The sequence below is a fragment of the Streptomyces alboniger genome (assembly GCF_008704395.1).
GTDB lineage: Bacteria > Actinomycetota > Actinomycetes > Streptomycetales > Streptomycetaceae > Streptomyces > Streptomyces alboniger.
The window spans coordinates 3213999-3237647 of sequence record NZ_CP023695.1 but is presented as its reverse complement, the minus strand read 5'-3'; the positions used below and the strand labels follow the sequence as shown (position 1 = coordinate 3237647).

The 23649-nt window shown below is 71.3% G+C and carries 20 protein-coding genes and 1 tRNA gene; 13 read left to right on the top strand and 8 right to left on the bottom strand.

Annotated elements, in window-relative coordinates:
- Positions 1-318: 318 nt before the first annotated feature.
- The 4 genes from eno to CP975_RS14175 all read left to right on the top strand — a co-directional run bounded on the left by eno (position 319) and on the right by CP975_RS14175 (position 3750).
- Positions 319-1599, top strand: a complete 1281-nt coding sequence (gene eno, locus CP975_RS14190) for a phosphopyruvate hydratase (protein ID WP_030792311.1) — start codon at positions 319-321, stop codon at positions 1597-1599.
- A gap of 125 nt (positions 1600-1724) precedes the next feature.
- Complete coding sequence (locus tag CP975_RS14185; RefSeq protein ID WP_055536438.1) at positions 1725-2204, top strand: FtsB family cell division protein; 480 nt, start codon at positions 1725-1727, stop codon at positions 2202-2204.
- 44 nt (positions 2205-2248) lie between these two features.
- A complete protein-coding gene (locus CP975_RS14180; protein ID WP_055536437.1) occupies positions 2249-2782 on the top strand; it encodes a DUF501 domain-containing protein in 534 nt (177 codons plus the stop codon).
- Positions 2779-3750 (top strand): Ppx/GppA phosphatase family protein, encoded by a 972-nt coding sequence (locus CP975_RS14175; RefSeq protein WP_055536436.1) that lies wholly within the window; start codon positions 2779-2781, stop codon positions 3748-3750. Before CP975_RS14180 ends, CP975_RS14175 begins: the two co-directional genes overlap by 4 nt.
- 7 nt (positions 3751-3757) lie before the next feature.
- Here CP975_RS14175 and CP975_RS14170 read toward each other — a convergent pair whose 3' ends face one another.
- On the bottom strand, positions 3758-4180 hold the full coding sequence (locus tag CP975_RS14170; RefSeq protein WP_055536435.1) for a VOC family protein: 423 nt from the start codon (positions 4178-4180) through the stop codon (positions 3758-3760).
- Positions 4181-4283: 103 nt separating this feature from the next.
- Here CP975_RS14170 and CP975_RS14165 point away from each other — a divergent pair, with 103 nt between their 5' ends.
- The 3 genes from CP975_RS14165 (at position 4284) to CP975_RS14155 (ending at position 8173) form a co-directional block, all read left to right on the top strand.
- Positions 4284-4877, top strand: coding sequence for a TetR/AcrR family transcriptional regulator (locus CP975_RS14165; RefSeq protein ID WP_150476941.1), 594 nt, complete (start codon positions 4284-4286; stop codon positions 4875-4877).
- A 362-nt stretch (positions 4878-5239) separates the two neighbouring features.
- A complete protein-coding gene (locus tag CP975_RS14160; protein WP_055528631.1) occupies positions 5240-6643 on the top strand; it encodes an NAD(P)/FAD-dependent oxidoreductase in 1404 nt (467 codons plus the stop codon).
- 228 nt (positions 6644-6871) lie between these two features.
- Entirely contained in the window at positions 6872-8173 is a 1302-nt protein-coding gene (locus tag CP975_RS14155; RefSeq protein WP_055528634.1) for an SAM-dependent methyltransferase, read from the top strand.
- A gap of 97 nt (positions 8174-8270) precedes the next feature.
- On the opposite strand, the gene CP975_RS14150 is transcribed toward CP975_RS14155, so the two are convergent.
- Both CP975_RS14150 and CP975_RS14145 read right to left on the bottom strand, forming a co-directional pair.
- Complete coding sequence (locus CP975_RS14150; protein WP_055528632.1) at positions 8271-10781, bottom strand: ABC transporter permease; 2511 nt, start codon at positions 10779-10781, stop codon at positions 8271-8273.
- Between the two features lie 128 nt (positions 10782-10909).
- The gene (locus CP975_RS14145; protein ID WP_055528633.1) at positions 10910-11680 is read right to left on the bottom strand and encodes an ABC transporter ATP-binding protein; all 771 of its coding nucleotides are present in this window, start codon (positions 11678-11680) and stop codon (positions 10910-10912) included.
- Between the two features lie 374 nt (positions 11681-12054).
- On the opposite strand from CP975_RS14145, the gene CP975_RS14140 reads away from it, so the two are divergent.
- Positions 12055-12137: transfer RNA gene (locus CP975_RS14140), tRNA-Leu, on the top strand.
- A 31-nt stretch (positions 12138-12168) separates the two neighbouring features.
- Here the strand turns inward: CP975_RS14140 and CP975_RS14135 are convergent.
- Positions 12169-13788, bottom strand: coding sequence for an IclR family transcriptional regulator domain-containing protein (locus tag CP975_RS14135; protein ID WP_150476940.1), 1620 nt, complete (start codon positions 13786-13788; stop codon positions 12169-12171).
- Between the two features lie 167 nt (positions 13789-13955).
- Here CP975_RS14135 and CP975_RS14130 point away from each other — a divergent pair, with 167 nt between their 5' ends.
- From CP975_RS14130 to CP975_RS14120, 3 genes are all read left to right on the top strand, one after another.
- A complete protein-coding gene (locus tag CP975_RS14130) occupies positions 13956-15143 on the top strand; it encodes a 4-hydroxybenzoate 3-monooxygenase (RefSeq protein WP_150476939.1) in 1188 nt (395 codons plus the stop codon).
- A gap of 15 nt (positions 15144-15158) precedes the next feature.
- Positions 15159-16517 carry an MFS transporter gene (locus CP975_RS14125; protein ID WP_246201503.1) on the top strand — a complete coding sequence of 453 codons (1359 nt, stop codon included), beginning with the start codon at positions 15159-15161 and terminating at the stop codon, positions 16515-16517.
- 67 nt (positions 16518-16584) lie between these two features.
- Positions 16585-17511, top strand: a complete 927-nt coding sequence (locus tag CP975_RS14120) for a Bax inhibitor-1/YccA family protein (protein ID WP_055535040.1) — start codon at positions 16585-16587, stop codon at positions 17509-17511.
- 114 nt (positions 17512-17625) lie between these two features.
- On the opposite strand, the gene CP975_RS14115 is transcribed toward CP975_RS14120, so the two are convergent.
- Complete coding sequence (locus CP975_RS14115; RefSeq protein WP_030792355.1) at positions 17626-17856, bottom strand: DUF4287 domain-containing protein; 231 nt, start codon at positions 17854-17856, stop codon at positions 17626-17628.
- Positions 17857-17988: 132 nt separating this feature from the next.
- Between CP975_RS14115 and CP975_RS14110 the strand changes: the two genes are divergently transcribed.
- Positions 17989-18270, top strand: a complete 282-nt coding sequence (locus CP975_RS14110; protein WP_055535038.1) for a hypothetical protein — start codon at positions 17989-17991, stop codon at positions 18268-18270.
- Between the two features lie 48 nt (positions 18271-18318).
- Here the strand turns inward: CP975_RS14110 and CP975_RS14105 are convergent, their stop codons facing one another.
- The 3 genes from CP975_RS14105 to CP975_RS14095 form a co-directional block, all read right to left on the bottom strand.
- Complete coding sequence (locus CP975_RS14105) at positions 18319-19167, bottom strand: hypothetical protein (RefSeq protein WP_199783174.1); 849 nt, start codon at positions 19165-19167, stop codon at positions 18319-18321.
- Positions 19168-19403: 236 nt separating this feature from the next.
- Positions 19404-20624: an acetyl-CoA C-acetyltransferase gene (locus CP975_RS14100; protein ID WP_055535036.1), complete on the bottom strand. Its 1221-nt coding sequence runs from the start codon at positions 20622-20624 to the stop codon at positions 19404-19406.
- 368 nt (positions 20625-20992) lie between these two features.
- A complete protein-coding gene (locus CP975_RS14095; RefSeq protein ID WP_199783173.1) occupies positions 20993-22024 on the bottom strand; it encodes an SGNH/GDSL hydrolase family protein in 1032 nt (343 codons plus the stop codon).
- A 187-nt stretch (positions 22025-22211) separates the two neighbouring features.
- Between CP975_RS14095 and CP975_RS14090 the strand changes: the two genes are divergently transcribed.
- Positions 22212-23603 (top strand): cystathionine beta-synthase, encoded by a 1392-nt coding sequence (locus CP975_RS14090; RefSeq protein ID WP_030792370.1) that lies wholly within the window; start codon positions 22212-22214, stop codon positions 23601-23603.
- Positions 23604-23649 lie beyond the last annotated feature (46 nt).

Below are 23649 nucleotides of genomic sequence, written 5' to 3'. Positions count from 1 at the left end.
CGCTTCCCCGTCCCCACGGGCTCCCCGCCCCGGTGCGCGTATCCCCCGTACGCACCGGGGCGGGGCCATGTCGGCCGCTGCCCCCCCGCCGTCCGACTGCTGTCCGCCCGCTGTTCGCCGACAGCGAGCAGACCTGGCTACCGGTGAGTAGAAACACGGGCTTCCGTCCCGTTTCCCCAGTATTTGGGCCGTTGCCCGTCCCACGGGACGGGCGGTCGGCTGGCCGAAGCCTCCGGGCCGGTTAGGCTCGGGAGACGCAGGGCCGAAGCGGCCCCGCGTAATCGTGTTTACGCGTCACACTCCCAGAAGGAGATGCTCGTGCCGTCCATCGACGTCGTCGTAGCCCGGGAAATCCTGGACTCCCGAGGCAACCCCACGGTCGAGGTCGAGGTCGGCCTCGACGACGGCAGCACCGGTCGTGCCGCCGTCCCGTCCGGCGCCTCCACCGGTGCCTTCGAGGCCATCGAACTCCGTGACGGTGACCCCAACCGTTACCAGGGCAAGGGTGTCGAGAAGGCCGTCCTCGCCGTCATCGAGCAGATCGGCCCGGAGCTGGTCGGCTACGACGCCACCGAGCAGCGCCTCATCGACCAGGCGATGTTCGACCTGGACGCCACGGACAACAAGGCCTCGCTCGGCGCCAACGCCATCCTCGGCGTCTCCCTGGCCGTCGCGCACGCCGCCTCCGAGGCCAGCGACCTGCCGCTCTTCCGCTACCTCGGCGGCCCGAACGCGCACCTGCTGCCCGTCCCGATGATGAACATCCTCAACGGCGGGTCGCACGCCGACTCCAACGTCGACATCCAGGAGTTCATGATCGCGCCGATCGGCGCCGAGTCGTTCTCCGAGGCGCTGCGCTGGGGCACCGAGGTCTACCACACGCTGAAGAAGGTCCTGAAGAGCAAGGGCCTGGCCACCGGCCTCGGCGACGAGGGCGGCTTCGCCCCGAACCTCGACTCCAACCGCGCCGCCCTGGACCTCATCCTGGAGGCCATCAAGGAGGCCGGTTACGTGCCCGGCGAGCAGATCGCGCTCGCCCTCGACGTCGCCGCGTCCGAGTTCTACAAGGACGGCACCTACCAGTTCGAGGGCAAGTCCCGCACGGCCGCCGAGATGACCGAGTACTACGCGGAGCTGGTCTCCTCGTACCCGCTCGTCTCCATCGAGGACCCGCTGTTCGAGGACGACTGGGCCGGCTGGAACACCATCACCGAGAAGCTCGGCGACAAGGTGCAGCTGGTCGGCGACGACCTGTTCGTCACCAACCCGGAGCGCCTGGCCCGCGGCATCGAGGAGAACTCGGCCAACGCCCTGCTCGTCAAGGTCAACCAGATCGGTTCGCTGACCGAGACCCTGGACGCCGTCGAGATGGCCCAGCGCAACGGCTTCAAGTGCATGATGTCCCACCGCTCCGGCGAGACCGAGGACGTCACCATCGCCGACCTGGCCGTCGCCACCAACTGCGGCCAGATCAAGACCGGTGCCCCGGCCCGCTCCGAGCGCGTCGCCAAGTACAACCAGCTCCTGCGCATCGAGGAGATCCTCGACGACGCCGCGGTCTACGCCGGCCGCAGCGCCTTCCCGCGCTTCAAGGGCTGAGCCGCGCCACGGGCTGAGCACGCTCGCGCAGCCACGTAGTTACCTACGTCCCCGCACCCGGTCCCGTACCGTGTGCGGGGACGTACGTACGTTTACGCGCCGCGCTGCTCTGGGGAGGCGGAACCATGGCCAAGGCCGGGACCAAGGACCGGTTCTCCACGGCTACCCGTCTGCGGCTGCTCGGCGAACAGACCGCCGAGCGCGTCTACCGATCCCAGACCAAGCGCCAGGCGCGCCGCTCCCGGCTCACCGGCCGCGCGGCCCTGCTCGCGCTCGTCATCTGCTCCCTGGTCGTCGCGCTCGCGTACCCGATGAGGCAGTACGTCTCCCAGCGCGCCGAGATCGACGACCTGCGCCGGCAGAAGGCCGAGCACCGGGCGGACGTCGAGAAGCTCCGCGACGAGAAGGCCCGCTGGCAGGACGACGCGTACGCGGAGCAGCGCATCCGGGACCGGCTGCACTACGTGATGCCGGGCGAGACCGGCTTCACCGTGATCGACCCCGCGGCGGCGAAGAGCCGGCGCGCGGATCAGGGGGCGGCCTCGCGCCCCTGGTACTCGAACGTCTGGGACGGCGTCGACAAGGCCGACCGCTCGGACGACTGACCCGTCGATCGCCTCGTCGATCGACCACTGATGGAAAGACAGGCATGGAAACGCCCCCGCCGACCACCCCGCGCACCGAGCCCACCGACGCCGACGTCGAGGCCTTCAAGCAGCAGCTCGGCCGTCCGCCGCGCGGGCTGCGGGCCATCGCGCACCGCTGCCCCTGCGGACAGCCGGACGTCGTCGAGACGGCGCCGCGCCTCCCGGACGGGACGCCGTTCCCGACCACGTACTACCTGACGTGCCCGCGGGCCGCGTCCGCGATCGGCACCCTTGAGGCCAACGGCGTCATGAAGGAGATGTCGGAGCGGCTTACGACCGACCCCGAGCTGGCCGCCGCCTACCGCGCGGCCCACGAGGACTACATCGCGCGCCGCGACGCCATCGAGGTCCTGGAGGGCTTCCCGAGCGCGGGCGGTATGCCGGACCGCGTGAAGTGCCTGCACGTCCTGGTCGGCCACTCCCTGGCCGCGGGCCCCGGGGTGAACCCGCTCGGCGACGAGGCGATCGCGATGCTGCCCGAGTGGTGGGCGAAGGGCCCCTGTGTCACCCCGTGCGCGCCCGAGGACGACGCGTGACCCGTGTCGCCGCCGTCGACTGCGGCACGAACTCGATCCGCCTCCTGGTCGCGGACACCGACCCGGTCACGGGCGCACTCGACGACCTGGACCGACGGATGACGATCGTCCGCCTCGGCCAGGGCGTCGACAGGACGGGGCGGCTGGCCCCCGAGGCCCTCGAACGCACCTTCGCGGCCTGCCGCGAGTACGCCGAGGCGATCAAGGCGCACGGCGCCGAGCGTGTCCGCTTCGTCGCCACCTCCGCGTCCCGCGACGCGGAGAACCGCGACGAGTTCGTGCGGGGCGTCCTGGACATCCTGGGCGTCGAGCCGGAGGTCATCACCGGCGCGCAGGAGGCGGAGTTCTCCTTCACCGGCGCGACCAAGGAGCTGACGGGCCGCGACGACCTCGCCAAGCCGTATCTGGTCGTGGACATCGGCGGCGGCTCCACGGAGTTCGTGGTCGGCGCGGAGAAGGTGCGGGCGGCCCGCTCGGTGGACGTCGGCTGCGTCCGGATGACCGAGCGTCATCTCGTACGCGACGGGGTCGTCGCGGACCCCCCGACACGGGAGCAGTTCGCCGCGGTCCGCGCGGACATCGAGGCGGCGCTCGACCTCGCCGAGGACACGGTCCCGCTGAAGGAGGCGCGCACCCTGGTGGGCCTCGCGGGCTCGGTCACCACGCTGGCCGCGATCGCGCTCGGCCTGGAGACCTACGACAGCGCCGCGATCCACCACTCCCGCCTCGCGTACGACCAGGTCGCCGCCATCACCGAGCGCCTGATGACCGCGACGCACGCCGAGCGCGCCGGGATCCCGGCAATGCACCCGGGCCGCGTCGACGTGATCGCGTCGGGCGCCCTGGTGCTGCTGGCGATCATGGACAGGATCGGCGCGGAGGAGGTGGTCGTGAGCGAGCACGACATCCTTGACGGCATTGCGTACCAGGTGGCGCGGGAGATCGACGACGAGCGGCTGCTGGACTGAGCGGCGTCTACTGGACGTACTGCCCCGCGTACTCCCCGGTCGCCGGCACGACCGTGATGACGTCGATCATGACGTCGTCCGGTGCCGCGACGATGAAGTGGCGCTGGCCGAACTCCTCCGTGCGCAGGGAGAGGAGTTCGGGCAGGCCCGCCTCGCCCACCAGTCTGTGGTGTTCCGCGTCGGCGTCGTCGACCTCGAAGTTGAGCAGGAGGCCGCCCCTGAGCGGGGTGCGGTGGCCCTCGGGGAGGGTCGGGTGGGTGTGGTCGAGCAGGGCCAGCTCGTACTGCGGGGCGTCCGGGCGGTGGAGGCTCACGTACCAGTCGGCCTCGAAGGTCACCTCGAAGCCGAAGTGGCGGGTGTAGAAGTGGCGTGCCGCGGCGACATCGCTGGTGGCGATCACCGGGTAGAAGCTGCCGAGCTTGACCGTCATGGCTGTCTCCCTCTGCCTGTGCGGGCCTCCTCGCATACCCCGGGTATGCGAGGAGGGGACGGTAACATACCTGGGGTATGCGAAAAGGAAGGGCGGGTCGGGCATGGCTGGCATGCGGGCCGAGCAGCGGGCGGCGACCCGGCGGGCGCTGCTCGCCGAGGGGCGTCGGAGATTCGCCGTCGACGGTTATCACGATGTCGTTCTCGCCGAGGTGGCGCAGGCTGCCGGGGTGACCAAGGGGGCGGCCTACCACCACTTCGAGAGCAAGGCGGGGCTCTTCCGGGCCGTCGTCGCCGAGGTGCAGCGAGAGCTGGGCGAGAGGGTGGCCGAGGCCGCCGGGCGGTACGTGGACCCCTGGGAGCAGCTGCGGGCCGGCTGCCGGGCCTTCCTCGCCGCCGGGCGCGATCCGGTGGTGCGCCGCGTCGTGCTGACAGACGCCCCGGCCGTGCTCGGGTGGGACGAGTGGCGGGCCATGGACGAGGACTCCTCCGCCCGGCATCTCACCGAGGCGCTCGACGCCCTCGTGCGGGCCGGGGTCATCGAGGACCAGCCGGTCGAACCGCTGGCGCGGCTCCTGTCGGGGGCGATGAACGAGGCGGCGCTGTGGCTGGCCCGGTCCGAGGATCCGGGGGCGCCGGGCGGGGCGGAGCGGGCGCTGGACCGGCTCCTGAGCGGGCTGCGCACCCGGAACGACTGACTCCGGAGCCCTTCGACGACGGACCGTCGGGAAAGTTCGTGAAGTTCTTCACAAGGAATTCGGCCCTCATGAGCGAGGTTGGGGGCAGTCGAGCCCCCGAAAAGGTCATCCGCGCGCTTCCCGGGGGGTGGCCGGGACCTTGCGGGAGGGCGGCCGAGGGGTGGAGCGGCGCGGTGGTCCACTCCGGGGGCGGGGCCAGAGCGGCAGCTCACAAGGGGTGGACAACGACTCGCGTTGCACCGTGGTTCCCCCGGGACACCATGACCTCGGTCACGTGGGCGGCGAAGTGTAGCAGAGGCCCTCTCCATGCTTGTGAAGGGGCGCACGAGCGACCCCCGCCCGGCAGGTGGATACTCGATGGCATGAGCACCACGGAGCGTCCCAGGATCCTCGTAGTAGGCGGTGGGTACGTAGGCCTGTACGCAGCTCGGCGCATTCTCAAGAAGATGCGCTTCGGAGAGGCGACCGTCACGGTCGTCGACCCCCGGTCGTACATGACCTACCAGCCCTTCCTCCCCGAAGCCGCCGCCGGCAGCATCTCGCCGCGGCACGTCGTCGTCCCGCTGCGACGCGTGCTGCCCAAGGCCGAGGTACTCACCGGCCGGGTCACCACCATCGACCAGGACCGGAAGGTAGCCACCATCGCCCCCCTCGTGGGCGAGGCGTACGAGCTGCCCTTCGACTACCTCGTCATCGCGATGGGCGCGGTCTCCCGCACCTTCCCGATCCCCGGCCTCGCCGAGCAGGGCATCGGCATGAAGGGCATCGAGGAGGCCATCGGCCTGCGCAACCACGTCCTGGAGCAGCTGGACAAGGCTGACTCCACGACCGACGAGGACGTCCGCCGCAAGGCGCTGACCTTCGTCTTCGTCGGCGGTGGCTTCGCGGGCGCGGAGACCATCGGCGAGGTCGAGGACATGGCCCGCGACGCGGCCAAGTACTACAAGAACGTGAAGCGCGAGGACATGCGCTTCGTGCTCGTCGACGTCGCGGACAAGATCCTCCCCGAGGTCGGCCCGAAGCTCGGCCAGTACGGCAAGGAGCACCTGGAGGGCCGCGGTGTCGAGGTCTACCTCAAGACCGGCATGGACTCCTGCGTCGACGGCCACGTCGTCCTGAACAACGGCCTCGAGGTCGACTCCAACACCATCGTGTGGACCGCGGGCGTCAAGCCGAACCCGGCGCTCTCCCGCTTCGGTCTGCCGCTCGGCCCGCGCGGCCACGTGGACACCCAGACGACGCTCCAGGTGCAGGGCACGGACTACATCTGGGCCGCGGGCGACAACGCCCAGGTGCCGGACATGGTCGGCCGCAAGGCGGGCAACGAGAACGCCTGGTGCCCGCCCAACGCCCAGCACGCGCTGCGTCAGGCGAAGGTCCTCGGCGACAACGTGATCTCCGGCATGCGGGGCTTCCCGCAGAAGGAGTACAGCCACGCCAACAAGGGTGCGGTCGCCGGTCTCGGCCTGCACAAGGGCGTCGCGATGATCGTCATGGGCAAGATGAAGATCAAGCTCAAGGGCCGTCTCGCCTGGTACATGCACCGCGCGTACCACGGCATGGCGATGCCGACGTTCAACCGCAAGATCCGCGTCTTCGCGGACTGGACGCTCGGCATGTTCCTCAAGCGCGAGGTCGTCTCCCTCGGTGCTCTGGAAGCGCCTCGCGAGGAGTTCTACGAGGCCGCCAAGCCGGCCCCGAAGCCGCAGGTCGCGGCCGAGCCCGCCCCGGCGGTCAAGGCCGAGGAGAAGGCCAAGGCCTCCTGACCTCGCGTCACTGATCCACCCCGAAGGGGGCCGCTCGCCATCCGTGGTGCGGGCGGCCCCCTTCGGCGTACCCGCGTACCGGGTTGCAGATAGGTGTTCCCGGCATCTATTTTGCCGTTCCATGACGCGCGGGCGGGACTGCGCACGGGGTTCTTCGGTGTTTACGTGGTGTCGGACCGTTGGGACGATTCGGACCGTTCCGGGGTCGACCTCACGGAGGTGTGCGCCATGCAGAAAGCCGCACTGCGGCTGAAGAACCTTGCCGAGCAGCTCATGGGAGCCGAGCTGCCGGTACGGATCCGGGCCTGGGACGGTTCGGAGGCCGGGCCCCCGGGCGCCCCCACCCTCGTCGTACGCAACCGCCGTGCCCTGCGCCACCTCCTGTGGAAACCGGGCGAACTGGGCCTGGCCCGCGCCTGGGTGGCCGGTGACCTGGACGTCGACGGGGACCTCTACGAGACGCTGGACCGGATGGCGGAGTTCGTCTGGGAGCGGGGCGAGGACGCGAGGAGCCTGCGCCAGGCCCTGCGCGACCCCGAGGTGCGCGCCGCCGCCCGCTCGCTGTTCGCCCTCTCCGCGCCCTTCCTGCCGCCCGCGCCGCCACCGGAGGAGATGCGCGGCCGCGGCCGCCTCCATCTGCATACCAAGGGCAGCGACCGGCAGGCCATCAGCCACCACTACGACGTGGGCAACGACTTCTACGAGCTGGTGCTCGGCCCCTCGATGGTCTACTCCTGCGCCTACTGGGCCTCGCCCGACGGCACCCTGGAGGACGCCCAGCGCGACAAGCTGGAGCTCATCTCCCGCAAACTCGCCCTGAAGCCCGGCACGCGCCTGCTCGACGTCGGCTGCGGCTGGGGCTCCATGGCGATCCACGCGGCCCGCGAGCACGGCGCCACCGTCGTCGGCGTCACGCTCTCCCAGGAACAGGCCGCCTACGCCAGGAAGCGCATCGCGGAGGAGGGCCTGACGGACCGGATCGAGATCCGCGTCCAGGACTACCGTGACGTGCGCGACGGGCCGTACGACGCCATCTCGTCCATCGGCATGGCCGAACACGTCGGCTCCGAGCGCTACTTGGAGTACGCACAGGACCTGCACGCCCTGCTGAAGCCGGGCGGACGGCTCCTCAACCACCAGATCGCGCGCCGCCCGCAGGCCGACGAGTCGGCGTACGAGGTCGACGCCTTCATCGACGCCTACGTCTTCCCCGGCGGCGAGCTGGCCCCGGTGGGGTCCACCGTCGGGCAGCTGGAGCGCGCCGGGTTCGAGGTGCGCGACGTGGAGGCCATCCGCGAGCACTACGCCCTCACCCTGCGCCGCTGGGTCGCCAACCTGGAGGCGCAGTGGCCGAGGGCCCAGCGCCTGACCTCGCCCGGCCGCGCCCGCATCTGGCGCCTGTACATGGCGGCGTCCGCGCTCTCCTTCGAGCGCAACCGCATCGGCGTCAACCAGGTCCTCGCGGTGCGGACCCCCGAGGACGGCGCCTCGGGGATGCCGCTGCGGGCGCGCGACTGGCGCGCGTCGTAGCCCCGCGTACGTACGTGGGAGTCGTAGCCGCGTACGTACGCGGGAGGGGCCCCGGACGGTGATCCGCCCGGGGCCCCTTTTCGCGTACGTACGCGGGCTACTCGCTCTTGATGGCCATCAGCGGGTTCAGCTTCGCCGCGCTGCGGGCCGGCCACACCGCCGCGAGGACACCGACCAGGGCCGCGATCCCGAGGAAGATCACGATCCGGCCGACCGGGACCTCCATGGCGTACGTGGAGACCGAGTCGGCGATGGTGCCGCCCGCGACCCAGCCCATGAAGAGGCCGAGGCCGATGCCGAGCACCGCGCCGAACAGGGAGATGATGACCGCCTCAAGGCGCACCATCTGCTTGACCTTCGCGCGGTCCAGGCCGATCGCCCGCAGCATGCCGATCTCGTGCTTGCGCTCGAAGACCGACATGGCCAGGGTGTTGATGACGCCGAGCACGGCGATCAGGACTGCCATGGCCAGCAGGCCGTAGAGCATGTTCAGCATCATGTTGATGGCGCCGGCCACCGCGTTGCTGATCGCGTCCTTGTCCTGGACGGTGATGGCGGGGTTCTCGCCGAGGGCCTTGACGATGGCGTCCTCGGCCTTGTCGGAGGCGCCGCCCTTCATCTTCACGAGCACCTGCTTGTCGACGACCTTGGTCAGGTGCGGGTCGACGACGGAGGTGGGGGCGAAGACGCCGTTGAGCATCTCGTTGCCCTCGTAGACCCCGGCGACCTTCACCTTGACCGTCTTGCCGTCGTCGTCGAACTTCAGCGGGAGGGTGCCACCCGCCTTGAGGTCCTGGTCCTTCGCCAGCTTCTCGTCGATGAGTACTCCACCGGCCTTCAGGCCGTCCATCGAGCCGCCGGTGAAGTCCAAGCCGACCAGGCTGCCGAAGGTCTTCGGGTCCACACCGGAGATGGTGGTGAAGGAGCCGTCGGCCTCGCCGTAGGCCTGGCGCACCGGGCTGGTCGCCTCGGCGTCCGGGATCTTGTCCAGCTTCTCGCGGACCTCGGGGGCCAGCGGCTGGAAGTTCGCCATGGAGACGCTGAAGTCGGCCTTCATGGAACCGGCGGCCATCTTGTTGATGGCGCTGCTCATGGAGGTGGCGACGACCGTCATCGCCGTGATGAGGGTCAGGCCGATCATCAGGGCCGCGGCGGTGGACGCCGTACGGCGCGGATTGCGCACCGAGTTGAGGCGGGAGAGCTTGCCGGTGACGCCGAACGGCTTCAGGAGCGGCGCCGAGGCGGCGATGAACGGGCGGGACAGCAGCGGGGTGAGGACGATGACGCCGACGAGCATGACGCCCGCGCCGCCCGACTTCACGTAGTTGTCCTTCATGAAGAGCATCACCGCGCCGAGGGCGACGATGACCGAACCGATGGTGTTGCGGACCACGAGGCCGCGCATGGTCGGCGTCGCGTGGACGCTGTTCATCGCGGCGACCGGCGCGATCCTCGCGGCGCGGCGGCCCGGCAGCCAGGCGGCCAGCATCGTCACGACCACGCCGATGATCAGGGCTACGACGATGGTGGTCGGGGCGATGACGAGCGGTCCGTCGGGCAGCGAGGCGCCCGCGGAGTTCATCAGGGACTCCAGGCCGACGGCCACACCGATGCCGAGGGCGAAACCGGTCACGGCGGCGATCATGCCGACGATGAAGGCCTCGATCAGCACGGAGCGCGTCACCTGGCGGCGCGAGGCGCCGACGGCCCGCATGAGTGCCAGCTCCTTGGTGCGCTGGGCGACCAGCATGGTGAAGGTGTTGGCGATGATGAAGATGCCGACGAAGAGCGCGATCCCGGCGAAGATGAGCAGCACCTGACTCATCGACTCGGTCTGCTCCTCGATCATCTCGTCCTGCTGGGACTTGAGTTCGCCGCCCGTCGTCGTCGACGAGTCCTTGGGCGCGATCTTCTCGATCGCGCTCTCCAGGGACGCCTCGGAGGTGCCCGCGGCCGCCTTCACGTCGATCTCGTCGTACTGGTTCTTGTTGAGCGCCTTGAACGCGGTCTGGTTGTCGAAGACCACGAGGCTGCCGCCCGCGACGACGCTGCCCTCGTCGGTGTCGAAGATGCCGCTGACCTTCGCGGTCCGCACCGGGCCGTCCGTGGAGTAGCGGACGGTGTCGCCCACCTTGTAGCCGGTGCGCCCGGCGGTGCGGGAGTCCAGGGCCAGCTCGCCGGCGGACTTCGGGGCGGCGCCGTCGACGAGGTCGTAGCGCGGGTCCTTGCCGCCCTTGCCCGGGTAGTAGTTGGCGCCGGTGGTGCCCCACTCGCCGCCGACCAGCTTGCCGTCCTTGTCGGCGAGCGCGGTGAACCCGGCGACGGAACCGATCGCGGAGTCGGCGCCGGGCAGCGTGCCGGCCTTCTTCACGAGGGAGTCGGTGAGCCGGGGCTTCTGCTTCTCCTCGTCCCCGGACCCGCCGTCGGAGAGGAGGGCGACGGAGACGTGGTCGAAGCTCTTCGCCGACTTGTTCTTGTAGGCGTTGCCGAAGGTGTCGGTGAAGACCAGCGTGCCGGAGACGAAGGCGACGCCGAGCATGACGGCGAGCACGGTCATCAACAACCGGGCCTTGTGCGCGAGCACGTTGCGCAGGGCAGTACGGAACATGGGTGTGAGTCCAGGTGAGGGGAGTGCCCCCGAAGAACGCGGGGCTGGGCTAGCGCCCCGAAGGGGCGCGGGGAACTGCGCGACCGGCCACGGCCGACCCGCAGTCGAAGAACAGAGCGACCGGACGCCTAGCTGGTCCGCCCCTTCGCATCGAAGTCCTTCATCCGGTCAAGCACGCCCTCCGCGCTGGGCCGCAGCATCTCGTCCACGATCCGCCCGTCGGCGAGGAAGATCACGCGATCCGCGTACGACGCGGCCACCGGGTCATGCGTGACCATCACGACGGTCTGCCCGAGGTCCCGCACGGAGTTCCGCAGGAAGCCGAGGACCTCCGCCCCCGACCGCGAGTCGAGGTTTCCGGTCGGCTCGTCACCGAAGATGATCTCCGGCTGGGAGGCGAGCGCGCGGGCCACCGCGACCCGCTGCTGCTGCCCGCCGGACAGCTCCGTGGGCCGGTGGCCGAGCCGCCCCGACAGGCCGACCATCTCGATGACCTGCTCCAGCCACCGCTTGTCCGGCTTGCGGCCCGCTATGTCCATGGGGAGCGTGATGTTCTCCAGGGCCGTCAGGGTCGGCAGCAGGTTGAACGCCTGGAAGATGAAGCCGATCTTGTCCCGGCGGAGCTTGGTGAGCTGCTTGTCCTTGAGCGTGGACAGCTCGGTCTCCCCGAGCCGGACCGACCCGGAACTGAAACTGTCCAGGCCCGCGACGCAGTGCATCAGGGTCGACTTGCCCGAGCCCGAGGGGCCCATGATCGCGGTGAACTCGCCCTGCCCGAAGTCGACGGAGACGTGGTCCAGGGCGACCACCTGGGTCTCACCCTGTCCGTACACCTTGGAGAGATCCGTGGCGCGCGCGGCCACGGCGGTGGCGCGGGTGGCGTAAGGGGTGGTGGTCACGGGACGGTGCTCCTGTCGGGACGACGAGTGGGGACGTACTCCATCGTGCTGCCTGATCAGTGCCCAGGAGTCAGCCGCTGATCGGGTTCCGGGGGCCCTCTCGGGTCGGACCCCGGGGCGCCTTGTCATACCTGGGGATGACGGGTGTCCCGGAGGAGGGAGGACGGGCGGGCGGCTAAATTCCGTCATTCCGCGCAGAGGCCCATGAGGCCGGCCGGAGGTGGGGATAAGGCCTTTGGCAAGTACCGATGGTCCGTACCGGGGGCTGATGCTCCCTCAGACGTCAATAAAATAAGACAACATCGGGTCCCCCATCCGCTGTCCGGGGGACGCCTCCCGATAGGGTCGAATCCTTGCTGCGGGGCCCATGGCCTGCCCGGATGGTGGAATGCAGACACGGCGAGCTTAAACCTCGCTGCCCCTCGGGGGCGTGCCGGTTCGAGTCCGGCTCCGGGCACCTCCGCCATGCAGGTCAACTGCCCCGCCGGTCAGCTCATTCGTACTTCGTTGAAGCGGGCCGCCGTGTGCAGGTCCGTCTCGATCGCGGCCGCCGTGGCGCGCAGCGCGGGGAGCAGGGCGTCCCGGGTCCGGGAGAGCGGGGCGGTGCCCGCGTGCTGGGCGATGTTCAGCGCGGCGACCACCTGCCCGGCCGCGTCCCTCACCGGTACGGCGACCGAGCGCAGGCCGTCCTCCAGCTCCTGGTCGGCGGTGGCGTGGCCGTCGGCGGCGGCGCGGTCGAGGACGCGGGCCAGCTCGACGGGGTCCGTCGGGGTGCGCGGGGTGAGGGCGCGGGGCGGCGCTGCCTTCAGGAGGCGCTCACGCTCCTGCCGGGGGAGCCCGGCGAGCAGCACCCGGCCCATCGCGGTGGCGTACGCGGGAAAGCGGGTGCCCACCGTGATGCGGACGCTCATCACGCGGACCGTGGCCGCCCGCGCGACGTACCGGATGTCCGTGCCGTCCAGGACCGTCACGGACGCCGACTGGTGCATCCGGTCGGCCAGCTCGCGCAGGTGCGGTTCGGCCAGTTCGGCGAAGGTGAGCCGGGAGAGGGCGGCGTGGCCGAGTTCCAGGACGCGGGGCAGTGGGCGGAAGAGGCGTCCGTCGTGGGCCGCGTACCCCGCCTGCTCCAGGGTGTGCAGGCAGCGCCGCGCGGTGGCCCTCGGCAGCCCCGTGGCCGCGGCGAGCGCGGTGAGCGGCAGCCCTTCGCCGCGGGCCTCGCCGAGGGCGCGCAGCACGGCCAGTCCGCGGGCCAGGGACTGGAGGAAGCCGGGACCCGGCTCCTCCTTGACGGTCACCGGAACTCCCGGTTCTGGTTCCGATTCCGGTTCCGGCCCGGACAAGCCCTCCAGCCGCGCCGCCTCCGCCCGCAGCCGCGGCAGCATCGCCTCCGCCAGGGCCTCCGCCGTGTACCGGCTGGTGTGGCTCACCGCCGACAGGGCGTACCGGACCCGGCCGGTGGTGTCGCGCACCGGGACCGCCACCGCGATCAGGCCCGGCTCGATCAGCTGGTCGTCCAGGGCCCAGCCGGTCTCCCTCGCGCGGGCCACGCGCGCGTGGAGGTCGGGGGCGGCCGTGGGGGCGGGGCCCGGTGGGAGTGCGGGGTAGGCCTCGTGCGCGGGGACGGCCGCCACGCGCGCGTGCCAGGCGGCCCACTCCTGCTCGCCCCAGGCGTCCGCGAAGAGCGCCCCGGGGGCGCAGCGCTCGGGCGGCAGCAGGTCTCCGATGCGGAACGCCACCGACATCGCGCGCCGCCGCGCCGCCTGCGTCACGAAGCGCACTCCGTCGCCGTCGGGCACCGCGAGCGACACCGACTCGTCCAGCTCGTCCGCGAGCCGGGCGGTGCGCGCGGCCACCTCGCCGGTCAGGCCGCTGGCGGCGAGGTAGGCGTTGCCCAGCTCCATGAGGCGCGGCGCGAGGTGGAGCTGCTGCCCCCGCGTGCGTACGTAGCCGAGGCGGCCCAGGGTCGTCACGACCCGGTCCACCGTGGAGCGGGCCAGGCCCGTGGCCCGTACGAGGTCACCGGCCCGCAGCTGACCCGGCTCCGCCACGGCGAGGGCCCGCAGGACGGCCAGACCGCGCTCCAGGGGGCGTACGGACTCTTCCGGCATGGCGGCCGCTCCTCATGTCTCGCGGGATCGGGTGCCCCTCGCGGACCAGATGCCCCTCGCGGAACCGGGCGCCGCACGACCGTTGACACCCGGCAGGCGCGGCCCGAGACTCCCGTCAGCGCATTATGAACGAAAGTTCACCAGGCGAACAAGCTGAGGGGCGAGGGATGCGAACCACCGTCGGGATCATCGGGGCGGGGCCGGCCGGGCTGCTCCTCGCCCGCCTCCTGGACGAGGCGGGGATCGACTCCGTCGTCCTGGAGAGCCGCGACCGCGCCTACGTGGAGCGCCGCCAGCGCGCCGGGATCCTGGAACAGGGCACCGTCGACGTGCTGCGCGCGGCGGGCGCGGGGGCCCGCATGGACCGCGAGGGCCTCCGGCACGGCGGCATCGAACTGCGCTTCGACCGCCGTAGGCACCGGGTCGACCTCCCCGCGCTGACCGGCGGGAAGTCCGTCACCGTCTACGCCCAGACCGAGGTCTGCAAGGACCTCATCGCCCTGCGGCTCGCGACGGGCGGCCCGCTCCTCTTCGAGGCCGAGGCGCTGGCCGTGGAGGACGCGGAGACCGACGGTCCTCTGGTCCGCTACCGCCACCAGGGCCGCGAAGACGTCCTGGAGTGCGACTACGTAGTGGGCTGCGACGGCTTCCGGGGCGTGGCCCGCAAGGCGGTGCCCCCGGAACTCTCCCGGGTCTTCGAGCGCACGTACCCCTACGGCTGGCTCGGCATCCTCGCCGACGTGCCGCCCTCCCACGACGAGCTGGTCTACGCCCGCCACGAGCGCGGCTTCGCCCTCCTGTCCATGCGCTCGCCGAGCGTCACGCGCGCGTACCTCCAGGTTCCCGAGGGCACGGACGCCGACGACTGGACCGACGAGGAGATCTGGGACGAGCTGAACCGCCGCCTGGAGACCGACGACCCCGCCTGGACCCTGCGCCGCGGCCCCGTCACCGCCAAGTCCGTCACACCCATGCGCAGCTACGTCCACGAGCCCATGCGCCACGGCCGGCTCCTCCTCGCCGGGGACGCCGCGCACATCGTCCCGCCCACCGGCGCGAAGGGCCTCAACCTCGCGGTCGGCGACGTCGTCACGCTCGCCCGCGCCCTGGTCCTGCTGCGCGAGAAGGGCGACCCGAGCGGCCTGGACGCGTACTCCGAGACGTGCCTGCGCCGCGTCTGGCAGGCCGAGCGCTTCTCGTACGCGATGACGACCCTGCTGCACCGCGCCCCCGGCGCCACCCCCTTCGACGACCGCATCCAGCTCGCAGGCCTCGACCGGATCACCACCGCACGCGCCGCCGAGACCGACCTGGCCGAGGCCTACACCGGATTCCCCTTCGACGAGCCGCAGTAGGAAGAGAGGCAGCACGTGACCCCTCCCGCCCCCGAGCGCACCTTCCGCTCCGTCGCGCCCGTCCTCGCCCTGTGCTGGCTCGTCGTCTTCTTCGACGGCATGGACGTCAACATCTACGGCGCCGTCATGCCGCACCTCCTCGACGACGAGGGCTTCGGCTTCAGTACGTCGACCGCCGGGACCATCGGCTCCTGGACCACCTTCGGCATGCTGATCGGCGCCCTCGGCTGCGGCACCCTCACCGACTGGGCGGGGCGCAAGCCCATGGTGACGGGCAGCGTCGTCCTCTTCTCGCTGGGCTCCGCGCTGTGCGCGCTCGCGCCGGGCGCCGCCTTCTTCGGCGCGGGGCGCTTCGTCTCCGGGCTCGGGCTCGGCGGGCTGATGCCGATCGGCCTAGCGATCGTCGCCGAGTTCGCACCACCGCGCAGGGCGGCGCTCGCCACCGGTCTGATGATGACCTCGTACCACGCGGGCGGCATGGCGGCGACGGGCCTCGGACTCGCGCTCGGTCCCGGCCACGGCTGGCGCGTCGTCTTCTGGACGGGCGTGATCCCCGCGCTCGTCGCCGTCCCGCTCGTCGTCAAGTGGCTGCCCGAGTCGCCCGGCGTCCTGCTCGCCAAGGGGCGCGTGCGCGAGGCCGAGGCGGTCGCCGCCCGCTACCACCTGCCGCCCCCGACCCCCGCCGAGGCCCCCGGGGCCGGGGCGAGGGGCCGCTTCGCCGCCGTCGCCTCGCTCTTCGCACCGGGCCGCCGCCTGGCCACCCCGCTGCTGTGGCTCGCCTCCTTCGCCGGGCTCCTCCTCGTCTACGGCGTCTCCACCTGGCTCCCCGAGCTGATGCGCGCCTCCGGCTACTCCCTCTCCTCCTCCGTCACCTTCCTGCTGGTGATCAACGCGGGCGGCATCGTCGGCATGCTCGTCGCCGGGCGCACCGCCGACCGCTTCGGGGCCGTCAGGGTGTCCGCGATCTGGTTCGTGCTCACCGCGTGCGGCGCCTTCCTGCTCAAGGCCCAGCTGCCGCTCCCCATCGCCTACGCCGTCGTCTTCGTCACCGGTGTCTGGCTCTTCTCCGCGCAGGTCATGGTGTACGCGGCCACATCCTCGGTCTACGGCCCCGCGGAGCGCGCCACGGGGCTCGGCTGGGTCGCCGGCGTCGGCCGCACCGGCGCGGTCGTCGGGCCGTGGCTGGGCGGCGCGGTGGTCGCGGGCGGCAACGCCTCGCTCGGCTTCACGACCTTCGCGGCCGCCGCCGTCCTCGGCGCCGTCGCGATCTCGCTGGTGCCACTCGTGCGGGGGAACGGTTCCGATCCGGGAACAGTAGGGGCCGTCCCGGGCGTTCTCGGTCACAGAGAGGGAAAGATCCTCCCCAAGCACTAGGTCCATCCTTTTGCCTACGCATTACTCTTGAGGGCAAAGCCACGCACGGTGGCCATGGAGGAGTGAAATGAGGAGCAGCAACCCGGTCTTCTCGCGACGGGGGTTCAGCCGCGACAACGGCTACGCCGGCTTCGGCGCGCAGCCGCAGGCCGGGGGACCCGCAGCCGCGACCCAGACCCAGGGCAACCCGTACGCGCAGGGCAATCCGTACGGCGGCCAGCAGGCCCCCGCGGGTAACCCGTACGCCACCAATCCGTACGCCCAGCAGGACGTGCAGCACGGCGCCCCCCAGGCGCCCGTAAGCACGACCGGCCGCATGACGATGGACGACGTCGTCATGCGCACCGCCACCACGCTCGGCACGCTGCTGGTCACGGCGGCGCTCGCCTGGGCGCTGCTGCCGGTCGACGACGCCAGCATCGGCAAGTCGTACGGCATCGCCATCGGCGCCGGTCTCATCGCGATGGTGCTCGGCCTCGTCCAGTCGTTCAAGCGCAAGGCCTCGCCCGCGCTGATCCTGACGTACGCCGCGCTGGAAGGCGTCTTCCTCGGCGTCGTCTCCAGCGTCGTCGACAACCGCATCGCGGACGGGGCGGCCATGCAGGCCGTGCTCGGCACGATGGCGGTCTTCGTCGGAGTCCTCGTGGCGTACAAGGCGGGCTGGATCCGCGTCAACCGCCGCTTCTACGGCTTCGTGATGGCCGCGGCGATGGGCTTCCTGCTGCTGACCGCCGTGAACCTCCTGTTCATGGTCTTCGGCGGCGGTGACGGTCTCGGCTTCCGCAGCGGTGGCCTCGGCATCGTCTTCGGCATCGTCGGCATCCTGCTCGGCGCCTGCTTCCTCGCCCTGGACTTCAAGCAGGTCGAGGACGGCATCGCGTACGGCGCGCCGAAGGAAGAGGCCTGGCTCGCGGCGTTCGGTCTGACGATGACGCTCGTCTGGATCTACCTCGAGTTCCTGCGCCTGATCGCGATCCTCCAGGGGAACGACTGACGCAGGCCGCTCGACGGCTGAACCGTTACGGCACAAGGGCCCGCGGACCGGAACCGATCCGCGGGCCCTTCGTCGTGCCGGGGGTGTGTTCGCGTCTGTGTCGGGGGTGGGGGGTCAGAGGAACTTGCGGGCGGCCCGCCTCAGGTCGTACTCGTGGATGATCGCTTTCGCATGGCCGTACGCGAGGTTGTGTTCGGCTCGGAGCCAGCTGACCTTCTCCTCGAAGCGGAAGAGAGAGGGGCCTTCCTCCACGGCGCGCAACCAGTCGGAGACTTCACGACCGGTGCAGTGGGGGATTCGGGCGAGCAGGTTGCGGTGGGTCTCCTCGGAGAAGACTTGGGACATCGGCGCCTCCGGACGCGTCGCGATGTGTTCCGTCCTTCACGCCACCGTGCCTGAGCGTGCGGGCGTTGGCAACAGTCCCGGAAAGGCGCATAAGGTCGCGGGGTGCTCGATACGACGCCTTTGACAGCCGCAGTGGACCATTTCGCCGACCGCCTGCGGGCCGCGCCGCAGAGCCGGCTGCAACGCGGGGCCGCGACCGAAGCGCTCGCTCTGGCCAGGGAGTTGGCGGTGCGCGCGCAGGCCATCGAGGAGCCGGGCACCCCGCCGCGCGAGATGCCGGACGCGGGGATGTTCGCCGCCGCCGACCAGATCACCGTCGCCGGCCGAGATCTGGCCCTCGTACTGGAGGACCCCGACGAACTGGCGCGGGCGCTGGAGTTGGTGGCGCAGGCGCAGAAGCGGGCCGGGGTCTGACGCCCGGGGCCCCGGAGCCGGGCCCCGGATCGGACCGACGGGCCCGGGTCAGACCGACGCGATGACGCGGTCGGCGAGGATGTAGACGTTCTCGGCGCCGCACTCGAAGGTCAGGGCGTACGCGCCAGAGATGCCGGAGCCGCCGAGCAGGACCGGCGCGTGGCCCTCGCGCAGCGCCTCGGCGAGCAGCTCCGCGGTCTCGCGGTGGCCCGGGGTCATGCACAGCGTGGTGCCGTCCGCGAAGACGTACACGTCGAGGGTGCCCAGCGGGCCGGGGCGGACGTCGGCGAGGGCGGTGCGGGCGTCGGCCAGCTCTTCGAGGCAGGCCACCGTGCGCTCGTGGTCGCCGTACGCCTCCGACGCGGGCGTCTGCACCGGCACGAAGTCCGGGTGCGAGGGGTGGCGGCGGCGGGCCGCGGCCAGCTCGGGGGAGTCCCCGGCGCTCTCGTCGGCGGCGGGGTCGGCGAAGGGCTCGATCACCGGCTCCAGGCTGTCCGCCTCAAGGCCCGCGAAGTCGGCCTGGCGCGGCAGGAACAGCTCTTCGGCGATCCCGTCGGGAATGCCGGGCAGCCCGTGCAGCAGGGAGGGCGCGTCCGAGCCCTCACGGGCCTCCTGGGCGGCCCAGAAGGCGCGCGCCTCGGCCAGCTCCCGCTCCCGCTCCTCGGCGAGCGCCTCGGCGACCGCCGCGCGTATCTCGTCGGCGTCCACGGCGCTACGGGCGCCCGGCACCGTCGGGTGCGGGCGGTCGGCGGCGGCACGGCTTTCGGCCAGCTCGGTCCGCAGTGCCGTGATCTCGGCGAGCTGCTTCCGAAGGCCGTGTACTGCGTGCAGGGCGGCGGCGCCCACGGCCGTGGCAGCGGCCGTGGAGAGCAGCAAGGCAAGAGGCAAGGCGCTCACTGACGTACTCCCGGTTTCAAGTCGACCCCCGACTTCCTACATCAGCTTGAAGCCTGCACGATCCACCTGTCAGTGCATAACGTCACTAAGTGGACAGGTCTTTTGGCCTGGTGTACCTGCTCAGATCTGCTGTGAGCTGGGCATATGCATCTCCCCCAGGAGATAGGTCACATCCTGGGGGAGATTGGGTCACGAAAAGATGCAGAAACGGAGCGTCAACGCGCGCCGACCCTGTGTCAGCTCAGACGCTCGATGACCATCGCCATGCCCTGGCCGCCGCCGACGCACATGGTCTCCAGACCGAACTGCTTGTCGTGGAACTGGAGGGAGTTGATGAGCGTGCCGGTGATGCGGGCGCCCGTCATGCCGAAGGGGTGGCCGACGGCGATGGCGCCGCCGTTGACGTTCAGCTTCTCCAGCGGGATGTCGAGGTCGCGGTAGGAGGGGATCACCTGGGCGGCGAAGGCCTCGTTGATCTCGACGAGGTCGATGTCGTCGATGGTCAGCCCCGCGCGCCGCAGCGCCTGCTTGGAGGCCTCGACCGGGCCGAGGCCCATGATCTCGGGGGAGAGGCCGGTGACGCCGGTGGAGACGATGCGGGCGAGCGGGGTCAGGCCCAGCTCGCGGGCCTTGGTGTCGCTCATGATCACGAGGGCGGCGGCGCCGTCGTTCAGGGGGCAGCAGTTGCCGGCGGTGACCATGCCGTCGGGGCGGAAGACGGGCTTGAGGCCCTGGACGCCCTCGTACGTGACACCGGCGCGCGGGCCGTCGTCCTTGCTGACGACCGTGCCGTCCGGGGTGGTGACCGGGGTGATCTCGCGCTCCCAGAAGCCGTTCTTGATGGCTTCCTCGGCGAGGTTCTGCGAGCGGACGCCGAACTCGTCCATGTCCTTGCGGGTGACGCCCTTGGCGCGGGCGAGGTTCTCCGCGGTCTGGCCCATCGCGATGTACGCGTCCGGGATCAGGCCGTCCTCGCGCGGGTCGTGCCAGTCCGTGCCGGTCTGCTCGGCGCGGGCCGCGGTGCGGGCCTCGGCGTCGGCGAAGAGGGGGTTGTGGGTGTCGGGAAGGCCGTCGCTGGTGCCCTTCACGCTCCGGGACACCATCTCGACGCCGGCGGAGATGAAGACGTCACCCTCTCCGGCCTTGATGGCGTGCAGGGCCATGCGGGAGGTCTGGAGGGAGGAGGAGCAGTAGCGGGTGACGGTACAGCCGGGGAGGTGGTCCATGCCCAGCTGCACGGCCACGATGCGGCCGAGGTTGTGGCCCTGCTCGCCACCGGGCAGACCACAGCCGAGCATCAGGTCGTCGATGTCCTTCGGGTCCAGCTCGGGAACCTTGGCGAGGGCGGCCTCGATGATCGTGGCGGTCAGGTCGTCGGGGCGCAGATCCTTCAGCGAGCCCTTGAAGGCGCGGCCGATCGGGGTACGGGCGGCAGAGACGATCACGGCTTCGGGCATCAGGACGCTCCAGTGGCGAGGGGGCAGGACTCACTGGGAAGTTACCTGCACGTATTGCTGTCGGTCATCGGGTGGGGCGTGTGACGCGGGACGCATTTCTAAGCGGTTGCTCAGGCCGGCGGGGCCCTGGGCGTACGGGCCGCGTTCTCCGCCGAGGTCCTGAGGAGTGCCCCGTCAGGGGCGCGGGGAACTGCGCGCCAAGCCTCCGCCGGGCCCGCGGGTGGCCGACGTGACCGACGTCGCGGTGCGGGTGCGTAGTGGCAGGTCGCGCAGTTCCCCGCGCCCCTGGGGGGTCTGCCTGGTCCGGCGTGCGAGGGCGAGGATGCCGGGAAAGGGGCGCGGGGAACTGCGCGACCGCGGCGCGAAGCTCAGTGGGGGAGCGGTGACGGCTCGGGGGCGTGGATGCGGCGCCGGCGACGGCGCTTGAGGAGTGCCCACGGCCCCCGGGGGCCCACCGGCATCGCCGCGGTGACCTCCGTGCCGCCCTCCGCCGCGGCCTGCGCCGCGGCCCGCGCCACCGGCAGGAAGCCCTCGCGCCGCGAGATGTCCGGTCGCTCCTCCTCGGGCCACAGCCCGAGCGCCGCGCAGAGCGTGGGAAGCACCGCCATGGCCGCCGTCGCGTACCCCTCCGCCGAGGGGTGGTAGTTGTCGGGACCGAACAGCTCCCGCGGGTTCGCCGCGAACTCGGGGCCCAGCAGATCGCCCAGCGACACCGTCCGCCCGCCCTGCTCGACCACGCCGATCGTCTGCGCCGCGGCCAGCTGCCGCGAGACCCGGCGGGCCAGCCACCGCAGCGGCTGGTAGACGTTCTCCACCGTGCCGAGGTCGGGGCACGTGCCGACGACCACCTCCGCCCCGGCCGTCCGCAGCCGCCGCACCGCCGCCGACAGGTGCCGCACCGACCGCGTCGGCGGCATCCGGTGCGTCACGTCGTTCGCCCCGATCATGATCACGCAGACGTCCGGCACCCAGGCGGGGTCCGAGAGGATCAGCGTCACCTGCCGGTCCAGGTCGTCCGACTGGGCGCCCGGCAGCGCCACGTTCCGCAGGTCGACGGGCCGCTCCGCGACCGCGGCGAGCCCGGCGGCGAGCAGCGCCCCCGGGGTCTGTCCGGCCCGGTGCACGCCCTGCCCCGCGGCCGTCGAGTCGCCCAGCATCGCGAACAGCACCGGTTCGGAGCAGTCGGGGCGGCCGGAGTCTTGGCCGGCGTCCTCGGTGTACGCCCTGCCGTAGCGGCCGTCGCACCGCGGTGGGACCGCGTGGCCGCCGCCCACGGACCGCTTCGCCAGCTGCACCTCGGCGAGCACCACACCGACCGTCGCGGCCCCGATGAGCCCGATGCCTCCGCCGCCGTACGCCGCGCCCGCGGCGATCCGCCGTGCCACCCTCGCCCTCGACATGCCCCGCAGCCACCTCCTCGTGCCGAATCGCCGTACAGCCGTACATCCACTCATTGCCCCGTAAGCACGGTCGGCCAATCGCAACGGGAGGTGAACGGATGAGATGGACCCCGGCCCGACCGCACCCCTTTAGGCTGACCGCACCCATTCGTTATTCGTCGCACTACATCGCAGCCCGGAGACAACGGTGCAATTCCACGACTCGATGATCAGTCTCGTCGGCAACACCCCGCTGGTGAAACTCAACAACGTGACCGAGGGCATCCAGGCGACCGTCCTGGCCAAGGTCGAGTACTTCAACCCCGGCGGATCCGTGAAGGATCGCATCGCCCTGCGCATGATCGAGGCGGCCGAGCAGAGCGGGGAGCTGAAGCCCGGCGGGACGATCGTCGAGCCGACGTCCGGCAACACCGGGGTCGGGCTCGCCATCGTGGCCCAGCAGAAGGGCTACAAGTGCATCTTCGTCTGCCCGGACAAGGTGTCCCTCGACAAGATCAACGTACTGCGCGCATACGGCGCCGATGTCGTCGTCTGCCCGACCGCCGTCGACCCCGAGCACCCGGACTCGTACTACAACGTCTCCGACCGCCTCGTGCGTGAGACGCCCGGCGCCTGGAAGCCCGACCAGTACAGCAACCCGAACAACCCGCTCTCCCACTACCACTCCACCGGCCCCGAGCTGTGGGAGCAGACGGAGGGGAAGATCACCCACTTCGTGACGGGCATCGGCACCGGCGGCACCATCTCCGGGACCGGCGGATACCTGAAGGAGGTCTCCGAGGGCCGGGTGAAGGTCGTCGGCGCCGACCCCGAGGGGTCCGTGTACTCCGGCGGCTCCGGGCGCCCCTACCTCGTCGAGGGCGTCGGCGAGGACTTCTGGCCGACGGCGTACGACCGTAACGTCACCGACGAGATCATCGCCGTGTCCGACAAGGACTCCTTCCAGATGACGCGGCGCCTGGCCAAGGAGGAGGGGCTGCTGGTCGGCGGCTCCTGCGGCATGGCGGTCGTCGCGGCGCTGCGGGTCGCGGAGCGGCTCGGCCCCGACGACGTCGTGGTCGTCCTCCTGCCCGACTCCGGGCGCGGCTACATGAGCAAGATCTTCAGCGACGAGTGGATGAACGACTACGGCTTCCTGGAGCAGGCCGGGGACGCGCCGCGCGTCGGTGACGTGCTGCGCCGCAAGGAGGGCGGCGCGCTGCCCTCGCTGGTGCACATGCACCCCGAGGAGACGGTGGGCGAGGCCATCGAGGTGCTGCGCGAGTACGGCGTCTCGCAGATGCCGATCGTGAAGCCGGGCGCCGGCCACCCCGACGTGATGGCCGCGGAGGTCATCGGCTCGGTCGTCGAACGCGAGCTGCTCGACGCCCTGTTCACGCAGCGCGCCTCGCTCTCCGACCCGCTGGAGAAGCACATGTCGGACCCGCTGCCGCAGGTCGGCTCCGGTGAGCCGGTGGGCGACCTGATGTCGGTGCTCGGTGGCGCGGACGCGGCGATCGTCCTGGTCGAGGGCAAGCCCACGGGTGTCGTCAGCCGTCAGGACCTGCTCGCGTTCCTCGCGGAGCAGCAGGGGCAGTAGAGCCGGGGTGCGCCGGGGGCCGTCGGGAGCCGCCGGGCGGACTTCG